Annotated in this window: 7 protein-coding genes; 4 read left to right on the top strand and 3 right to left on the bottom strand. The window is 69.1% G+C overall.

Annotated features, from left to right (window positions below; genetic code table 11):
* Nucleotides 1-15 precede the first annotated feature (15 nt).
* From Q1K33_RS15090 to Q1K33_RS15100, 3 genes are read right to left on the bottom strand one after another with little or no spacing between them, the layout of a single operon-like run.
* Nucleotides 16-762 (bottom strand): phosphoadenylyl-sulfate reductase, encoded by a 747-nt coding sequence (locus tag Q1K33_RS15090; RefSeq protein WP_300405380.1) that lies wholly within the window; start codon nucleotides 760-762, stop codon nucleotides 16-18.
* Nucleotides 759-989 (bottom strand): hypothetical protein, encoded by a 231-nt coding sequence (locus tag Q1K33_RS15095; RefSeq protein ID WP_300405382.1) that lies wholly within the window; start codon nucleotides 987-989, stop codon nucleotides 759-761. The genes Q1K33_RS15090 and Q1K33_RS15095 overlap by 4 nt, the downstream gene beginning before the upstream one ends.
* Nucleotides 986-2701: a nitrite/sulfite reductase gene (locus tag Q1K33_RS15100; RefSeq protein WP_300405384.1), complete on the bottom strand. Its 1716-nt coding sequence runs from the start codon at nucleotides 2699-2701 to the stop codon at nucleotides 986-988. Before Q1K33_RS15100 ends, Q1K33_RS15095 begins: the two co-directional genes overlap by 4 nt.
* A 343-nt stretch (nucleotides 2702-3044) precedes the next feature.
* Between Q1K33_RS15100 and Q1K33_RS15105 the strand changes: the two genes are divergently transcribed.
* The 4 genes from Q1K33_RS15105 to Q1K33_RS15120 all read left to right on the top strand — a co-directional run bounded on the left by Q1K33_RS15105 (nucleotide 3045) and on the right by Q1K33_RS15120 (nucleotide 7087).
* Nucleotides 3045-4505, top strand: coding sequence for a glycine hydroxymethyltransferase (locus tag Q1K33_RS15105; RefSeq protein WP_300405386.1), 1461 nt, complete (start codon nucleotides 3045-3047; stop codon nucleotides 4503-4505).
* Between the two features lie 81 nt (nucleotides 4506-4586).
* Complete coding sequence (locus tag Q1K33_RS15110) at nucleotides 4587-5618, top strand: YihY/virulence factor BrkB family protein (RefSeq protein ID WP_300405388.1); 1032 nt, start codon at nucleotides 4587-4589, stop codon at nucleotides 5616-5618.
* 10 nt (nucleotides 5619-5628) lie between these two features.
* Nucleotides 5629-6726, top strand: coding sequence for a potassium channel family protein (locus Q1K33_RS15115; protein ID WP_300405389.1), 1098 nt, complete (start codon nucleotides 5629-5631; stop codon nucleotides 6724-6726).
* A 55-nt stretch (nucleotides 6727-6781) separates the two neighbouring features.
* Nucleotides 6782-7087 (top strand): hypothetical protein, encoded by a 306-nt coding sequence (locus tag Q1K33_RS15120; RefSeq protein ID WP_300405391.1) that lies wholly within the window; start codon nucleotides 6782-6784, stop codon nucleotides 7085-7087.
* Nucleotides 7088-7572 lie beyond the last annotated feature (485 nt).

Raw genomic sequence — 7572 nt, forward strand, 5'->3', positions numbered from 1 at the left:
GATCGAACGGGCGGGTCACGTGTGGATCCCGCACTCGGTCTTGTTCGTGCCGGCCCAGCGTCCGCTGCGCGGATCGTCGCCAGGGGCGACCCGTCGGGTGCACGGGGCGCACCCGATCGACGGGTAGCCGTCGTAGACGAGCGGGTTCACCAGCACGCCGTTGTCCTGGATGTATCGCTCGAACTGCTCGTCGCTCCACCGCGCCAGCGGGGAGACCTTGACCTTGCCCTTCTTGGCGTCCCAACCGATGACCGGCGCCACGACGCGGTTGTGCGTCTCGGCGCGGCGTAGGCCGGTCGCCCAGGCGTCGTAGTCGGCCAGGGAGTCGGCGAGGGGCTTGACCTTGCGCAGGGCGCAGCACAGGTCGGGGTCGGTCTTGTAGAGGTCCTTGCCGTACTCCGCGTCCTGCTCGGCCACCGACTGCTTCGGTGTGATCGAGAGCAGGTTGACGTCGAGGGTGTGGGCGACGGCGTCGCGGGTGCCGATGGTCTCGGCGAAGTGGTAGCCGGTGTCGAGGAAGACGACGTCGATGCCGGGCACGACCTTGGAGGCCACGTCGGCGAGCACGGCATCGCCCATCGACGAGGTGATCGCGAAGCGCTCCCCGAAGGTCGCCGCGGCCCACTCGATGATGGTCTCGGCGGGGGCCAGCTCGAGCTCGGCGCCCCAGTGGGAGACGAGCTCGCGCAGCTCCTCGGGCGAGCGTCCCTCGACGGTGGCGCCACGGAACTCGCGCGCGGACCTGGTGGTGGCAGTGGTCATCGACGTCCACCCGCCCCGGTCGTCGGCTGCCCGGGGGACGTACGGCGGAGCAGGCCGAGCATCGAGAGCGAGAAGGCTCGCTGGCACCCTCGGCACTCCCAGGAACCGTGCGGGGAGGAGACCTCACCGGTCTCCGAGACGACCTCGTGCGGCCAGAGGTCCTGCTCGCCGCAGAAGGGGCAGTGGAAGGGAACAGCGCGTTCGGTCGAGCCCGAAGATGTGCTCATGACGGTGTCAACGCCTTCTCACCGCGAAGTAGTTCCTCCTCGGCACGCGCGACCCAAGTCGCGAAGCTCTCCGCGTCCTGGCGGTCGACGAGGTAGTTGCCGACCACTGCGGTGATGTAGTCGTCGAGCCCGGCGCTGGTCACCTTGTGGGCGCGCAGCTTGCGGCCGAAGTTGGCCTGCAATCCGGTCGCACCTCCGAGGTGGACCTGGAAGCCCTCGACCTGCTCGCCCTCGTGCATGACGAGCTGACCCTTGAGGCCGATGTCGGCGATCTGGGTGCGGGCGCAGGCGTTGGGGCAGCCGTTGACGTTGACGGTGATCGGGGTGTCGAGGTCGGGGAAGCGCTTCTCGAGCTCGGTGACGAGGTCGCGGGCGCGCTCCTTGGTGTCGACGATGGCCAGCTTGCAGAACTCGATGCCGGTGCAGGCCATCGTGTTGCGTCGCCACTGCGACGGCCGGGCCGACAGACCGATCTCGTCGAGGCGGGTGACGAGGTCCTCGACGCGGTCCGCGTCGACGCCGACGAGCACGATCTTCTGGTACGGCGTGAGGCGCGCGCCGGCGACGCCGTACTCCTCGATCGTGTCGGCCAGCTCGACGAGCAGGCTGCCCGAGACACGACCCGCGACGGGAGCGACGCCGACGTAGAACTTGCCGTCCTTCTGCTCGTGGACGCCGATGTGGTCGCGGTGGCCGGTGGGGGAGGGCGGGGAGTCACAGGAGACGAGCTCGCGTCCGAGGTACTCCTTCTCGACGACCTCGCGGAACTTCTCGATGCCCCAGTCGGCGACGAGGAACTTCAGGCGGGCACGCGAGCGCAACCGGCGGTAGCCGTAGTCACGGAACACGGACGCGACAGCCGACCAGACGTCGGCGACCTCGTCGAGCGGGATCCATACGCCCATCTTCTCGGCGAGGCGCGGGTTGGTCGACAGGCCTCCGCCGACCCAGCAGTCGAAGCCGGGGCCGTGCTCGGGGTGGACGGTGCCGACGAAGGAGACGTCGTTGGTCTCGGGGGACACGTCGTGGCTGGGGTGGCCGGTGAGTGCGGTCTTGAACTTGCGCGGGAAGTTGGAGAACGCCGGGTCACCGATGAAACGGTCGAAGATCTCCTCGAGCGCGGGGGTGCCGTCGATGATCTCGTCCTTCGCCACGCCTGCGACCGGCGATCCGAGGAAGGGGCGCGGCGAGTCGCCGCAGGCCTCGAGGCTGCTCAATCCGGCGGCGTCGAGACGCTCCCAGATCTCGGGCACGTCCTCGATGCGGATCCAGTGGTACTGGATATTCTCGCGATCGGTGACGTCGGCGGTGTCGCGAGCGAAGTCGACGCCGATGGTGCCGAGCGCACGCACGGCCTCGTGGGACAGGAGCCTGCCGTCGGAGCGCACGCGCAGCATGAAGTACTCGTCGTCGAGCTCCTCCTCCTCGAGCATCGCGGTCTTGCCGCCGTCGAAGCCCGGGGCGCGCTGGGTGTAGAGACCCATCCAGCGGAAGCGCCCGCGCAGGTCCGCCGGGTCGATCGAGGCGAAGCCGCGCTTGGAGTAGGTGTAGAGGATCCGGTCGCGCACGTTGAGCGCGTCGTCGTCCTTCTTCGACTGCTCGTTCTTGTTCAGCGGCTCGGTGTAGCCGAGCGACCACTGGCCCTCGGCCCGCTTGGGCCGGGGGATCTCGGTGTGGGCCGGCGGCTGGGACTGGAAGCGCAAGTCAGGCATGGAGGTCCTTCGCTGAGGTGGCGCCGGCGTGCGAGGCGCGGGGGACGTGTCGGGTCGAGGTGGCTCAGCGGGGCCGACACATGCTGCTGCGCGTACGTCCGAGGTCCACGTGGCGGCGTACCACGAGAAAGGCGGAGGTGTCAGCAGTGACCATGAGGTGGAGTCTCACGGGGCGGACAGCGCGCCCACAAACCTCAATCTCGTGATGTGAGACGAGTGGTTCACGATATGGGACGGCTACGCGCGACAGCCCGACCAAGCGTGGCGTATGTCACGTCCGCTGCGCTCGAGGGGCACCTGGCGGGAATCCCGGCCCGGCCGTGCCCGCGGATAGGCTGGCGGCATGGCCGACCAGAACCCTGACTCCCGTCTCACCAGCCTGACGAGCTCCGCCTACAACCAGGCTCTCGAGGTCATCGCCTCGGTGGAGCCGCGCATCGCGGAGGCGACCAAGGCCGAGCTCGCCGACCAGCGCAGCTCGCTCAAGCTCATCGCCAGCGAGAACTACGCCTCGCCGGCGGTGCTGCTCACCATGGGCACCTGGTTCAGCGACAAGTACGCCGAGGGCACGGTCGGCCACCGCTTCTACGCCGGCTGCCAGAACGTCGACACCGTCGAGTCCCTGGCCGCCGAGCACGCGCGCGAGCTGTTCGGGGCCGAGTACGCCTACGTGCAGCCACACTCCGGCATCGACGCCAACCTGGTGGCGTTCTGGTCGATCCTGGCCCACCGGGTCGAGGGGCCGTGGCTCCAGGCCGCGGAGAAGAAGAACGTCAACGAGCTCACCGACGAGGACTGGGAGAAGCTGCGCCGCGAGCTCGGCAACCAGCGCCTGCTCGGGATGAGCCTGGACGCCGGCGGCCACCTGACCCACGGCTTCCGGCCCAACATCAGCGGCAAGATGTTCCACCAGCAGCAGTACGGCACCGACCCGGAGACCGGCCTGCTCGACTACGACGCCGTCGCCGCCAAGGCGCGCGAGTTCAAGCCGCTCGTGCTCGTGGCCGGCTACTCGGCGTACCCACGACGGGTGAACTTCGCCAGGATGCGCGAGATCGCCGACGAGGTCGGCGCCACCCTCATGGTCGACATGGCGCACTTCTCCGGGCTCGTCGCCGGCAAGGTCTTCACCGGCGACGAGGACCCGGTCCCGCACGCTCACATCGTCACCTCCACGACCCACAAGTCGCTGCGCGGTCCGCGCGGTGGCTTCGTGCTGGCCACCGAGGAGTACGCCCCCAGCGTCGACCGGGGCTGCCCGATGGTGCTCGGTGGCCCGCTCTCGCACGTGATGGCCGCCAAGGCAGTCGCCTTCGCGGAGGCGCGCCGGGAGTCGTTCCAGACCTATGCCCAGCAGGTCGCCGACAACGCCCAGTCGCTCGCCGACGGGTTCCTCAAGCGTGACGCCACGCTCGTCACCGGCGGCACCGACAACCACCTGGTGCTGCTCGACGTCTCGTCGTTCGGCCTCACCGGGCGCCAGGCGGAGTCGGCCCTGCTCGACGCCGGTGTGGTCACCAACCGCAACTCGGTGCCCGCCGACGCCAACGGCGCCTGGTACACCTCCGGCATCCGACTCGGTACGCCGGCCCTGACGACCCGCGGGTTCGGTCACGACGAGTTCGACTCGGTCGCCGAGCTGATCGTGCACGTGCTCTCCAACACCGAGGCCGGCACGACCAAGGCGGGTGGGCCTTCGAAGGCGTCGTACTCCCTGGCCGAGGGCGTGGCCGACAAGGTCAAGGGCGCCTCGGCGGAGATGCTCGACAAGCACCCGCTCTATCCCGGTCTCGACCTGGCCTGATCCTCCCGGAGCCGCCCCTCGTGCCCCGGCTCACGGCCGCAGGTCCCTGATTCGGGGCCTGGCGCTGGTTACCGTGAGGCCATGGCGGCGGACACCTCGGACACCGCCGTCCCGACGGCCGGATCGAGCGGGCCGTCGGTCGCCGAGCGGGCCGCCGCTCGTGGTCGCAGTGCCGCCCACACCCTGTGGCGACTGATCGTCACGACGGTGGGTTCGTGCATGCGCTACCGGGTGACCGGGCTCGCAGCCGAGGGCGCGTTCTTCGCCGTGCTCTCGGTGCCGCCGCTGATCTTCGCCCTTGCCGGGGCCGTCGGCTACGTGTCCGAACGCTTCAGCGAGTCGCAGCTCGAGAGCATCCAACGCTCGATCGTCGACCTCTCCTCGACGTTCCTCACCGAGAGCGCCGTCGGTGACGTCATCGTGCCGACCATGGAGGAGGTCCTCGACGGCGGCCGCCTCGACGTGATCTCGCTCGGCTTCGTCCTCGCGCTCTGGTCCGGCTCGCGGGCGTTGAACGTCTTCGTCGACACCATCACGATCATGCACGGACTCGGTGGTCACCGCGGGATCATCAAGACGCGCGCGCTCGCCTTCGGGCTCTACATCCTGGCCGTCCTCACCGGCGCGGTCTCGCTCCCGCTGGTGGTTGCCGGGCCGCGGCTCGTGCGCGACGTGCTGCCGTCCGAGCTGGGCTTCCTCAGTGGGTTCTACTGGCCGATCGTGGTGGTGGTCTGCATCTGCTTCCTCGCCACGCTCTACCACGTGTCGGTGCCGGTGCGGACCAACTGGAGCTTCAACCTGCCGGGAGCGACCTTCTCCCTGGTGGCGTGGGTCCTGGGCTCCTACGCCCTTCGATGGGTGCTGACCGTGACGGCCGCCGACTCCAAGTCGATCTACGGCCCGCTGGCCGCACCGATCGCCGTACTGCTGTGGCTGTACGTCGTGGCTCTCGCCGTCCTGATCGGGGCCGCCGTCAACGCCGCCTTCGACACCGTCTTCCCCCAGAAGGGCACCACCAAGGCGCGACTGGAACTGATGGCCCGGTTGCGCAGCGCGCGACAGGTCCTGGCCAAGGAGCGCGGCGCCACCACCGACGCCGCGTCCGTGGACTAGATTTCGGGCCGTGGCAGACGACCTGGAGGACGAGCCGCGCAGCCAGAAGTTCCGCGTCTCGCTGCCGGAGGGGGAGAGCTCCCCCTGGCTCGCTCTGTCCAAGCGGGTGCTGGCGGCCGTCGGGATCCTCGTCGGCACCGTCATCCTGGTCTACGTCGACCGCAAGGGGTACGGCGACGCCACCGACCCGACCAACACGATCACCCTCATCGACGCGATCTACTACACGACCGTCACGCTCAGCACCACGGGCTACGGCGACATCGCTCCGGTGAGCGACCAGGCCCGGCTCATCAACGCCTTCGTCATCACCCCGGCGCGCATCGCGTTCCTGGTGCTGTTGATCGGCACGACGCTGGAGGTCCTGGCCAGCCAGGGCCGTGAGGCGATCCGCATCGCACGATGGAAGAGGAAGATGAACCACCACGTCGTCGTCGTCGGATACGGCACCAAGGGCCGCTCGGCGGTCAAGACCCTGCTCAGCAATGGGCTGGACAAGGGGAGCGTCGTCATCGTCGACACCAGCTCCACGGCGCTGGCCGAGGCCCACGCCGACGAGCTGGCGGTCGTCACGGGCGATGCGACCCGCAAGGAGGTGCTGCAGCGCGCCGGGGTCGCGCAGGCCGACCAGGTGATCATCACGACCAACCGTGACGACTCCAACGTGCTGACCACGCTGACCGCGCGGGCGATGAACGCGGACGCCTGGATCATCGCCGCCGCACGCGAGCAGCAGAACGCGCCGCTGATGAAGCAGTCGGGCGCCGACTCGGTGATCACCTCCTCCGACGCAGTCGGGCGCCTGCTCGGGCTCTCGTCGCTCTCGCCGACCCTCGGCTCGGTGATGGAGGACCTGCTGAGCTACGGCAAGGGCCTCGAGGTGGCCGAGCGGGACCTGCTCGTCAGCGAGGTGGGCATGCAGCCCCAGGCGCTGCCCGACCAGGTCATCTCCGTGGTGCGTGACGAGAAGGTCTACAACTACTTCGACCCGGTCGTCACTCGCCTGGCCCGCGGCGACCGGCTGATCGTCGTACGCTCCGCACGCGAGCTGCCGTGGGCGCCGCGCCCGGGCACGCACAACGAGGACTTCGCCTCCGACGACGACTGACCCGCTGCCCCACCTGTGTCGAACACGTGTTCGAACGGTGTGAGACCATGCTGGCATGGGTGGCGGCTGGGGCAAGCAGGGCAGCGGGATCCCGCTGTCCGAGCGCGTCCGGGCCGGCGCTGCTCCGGCGCCGTCGGCGGCGCCGGGACCGAGCGGTGTGGCGGAGAGCTGTCCGGCGCGGCACTGCTGGGTCGCCGACGCCGTCGACGGCCACGGGGTCAAGCGGCCCGGCCTACTGGTCGAGTGGCGCCAGGTGCCGGAGGGCTGGGAGGGGCGTGTCGTGTACGCCGCCCGCGTGCGGCAGTCATCGTGGCTGCTGGTGGAGGAGTGGTTGCCGGCCGCCCTGCTCACACCCATGTGAGGGGCGTGGACGAAAAAAGAGCCAGGCCGTTGGAGTCTCGGGTCTCCAACGGCCTAGCGAGAAGAACGTTAGCGGCTCGCGGACGGCTGCGTCAGCAGGATGGTCGGTATCCGAGATTTTCTTTACTTTCACGAAACCCTACGTGCGTTGTCCGTGCGCTTTCTGCAGTGCCATGATGAGGAGCAGTCAGCACGGCACTCGGGCCGTTGCCTGGCTCGACCTCGGGAGCACCACATGATGAGATCCGCAGATCTCAGCACCATTGAAGTACTCGTCGAAGGGGAGTGGGTCTGTGCGCACGTCCGCATGCAGGCCGGCACTCCAGATCACCCGATGACGATCGTGCACCTGGTGGAGCCCCACGGCAGCGACAGCCTTGCCGTCGTGTCCTCCGACCGCCTGCGACCTCGTCGCGTCGCAGCCTGAGCCGGCGTAGGGGTTGGTTCGGGATGTCGCCGGCCCCTACGTCGCTCGCGGTGGTCCCG

The organism is Nocardioides sp. (genome assembly GCF_029937575.1).
Classification (GTDB): domain Bacteria; phylum Actinomycetota; class Actinomycetes; order Propionibacteriales; family Nocardioidaceae; genus Nocardioides.

What these genes read in the sequence shown, in the direction of transcription:
- Q1K33_RS15110 (WP_300405388.1), top strand. Translation starts at nt 4,587, where the DNA reads ATGGCGGCGGACACCTCGGACACCGCCGTCCCGACGGCCGGATCGAGC.
- Q1K33_RS15100 (WP_300405384.1), bottom strand. Translation starts at nt 2,701, where the DNA reads ATGCCTGACTTGCGCTTCCAGTCCCAGCCGCCGGCCCACACCGAGATC.
- Q1K33_RS15105 (WP_300405386.1), top strand. Translation starts at nt 3,045, where the DNA reads ATGGCCGACCAGAACCCTGACTCCCGTCTCACCAGCCTGACGAGCTCC.
- Q1K33_RS15095 (WP_300405382.1), bottom strand. Translation starts at nt 989, where the DNA reads ATGAGCACATCTTCGGGCTCGACCGAACGCGCTGTTCCCTTCCACTGC.
- Q1K33_RS15090 (WP_300405380.1), bottom strand. Translation starts at nt 762, where the DNA reads ATGACCACTGCCACCACCAGGTCCGCGCGCGAGTTCCGTGGCGCCACC.
- Q1K33_RS15120 (WP_300405391.1), top strand. Translation starts at nt 6,782, where the DNA reads ATGGGTGGCGGCTGGGGCAAGCAGGGCAGCGGGATCCCGCTGTCCGAG.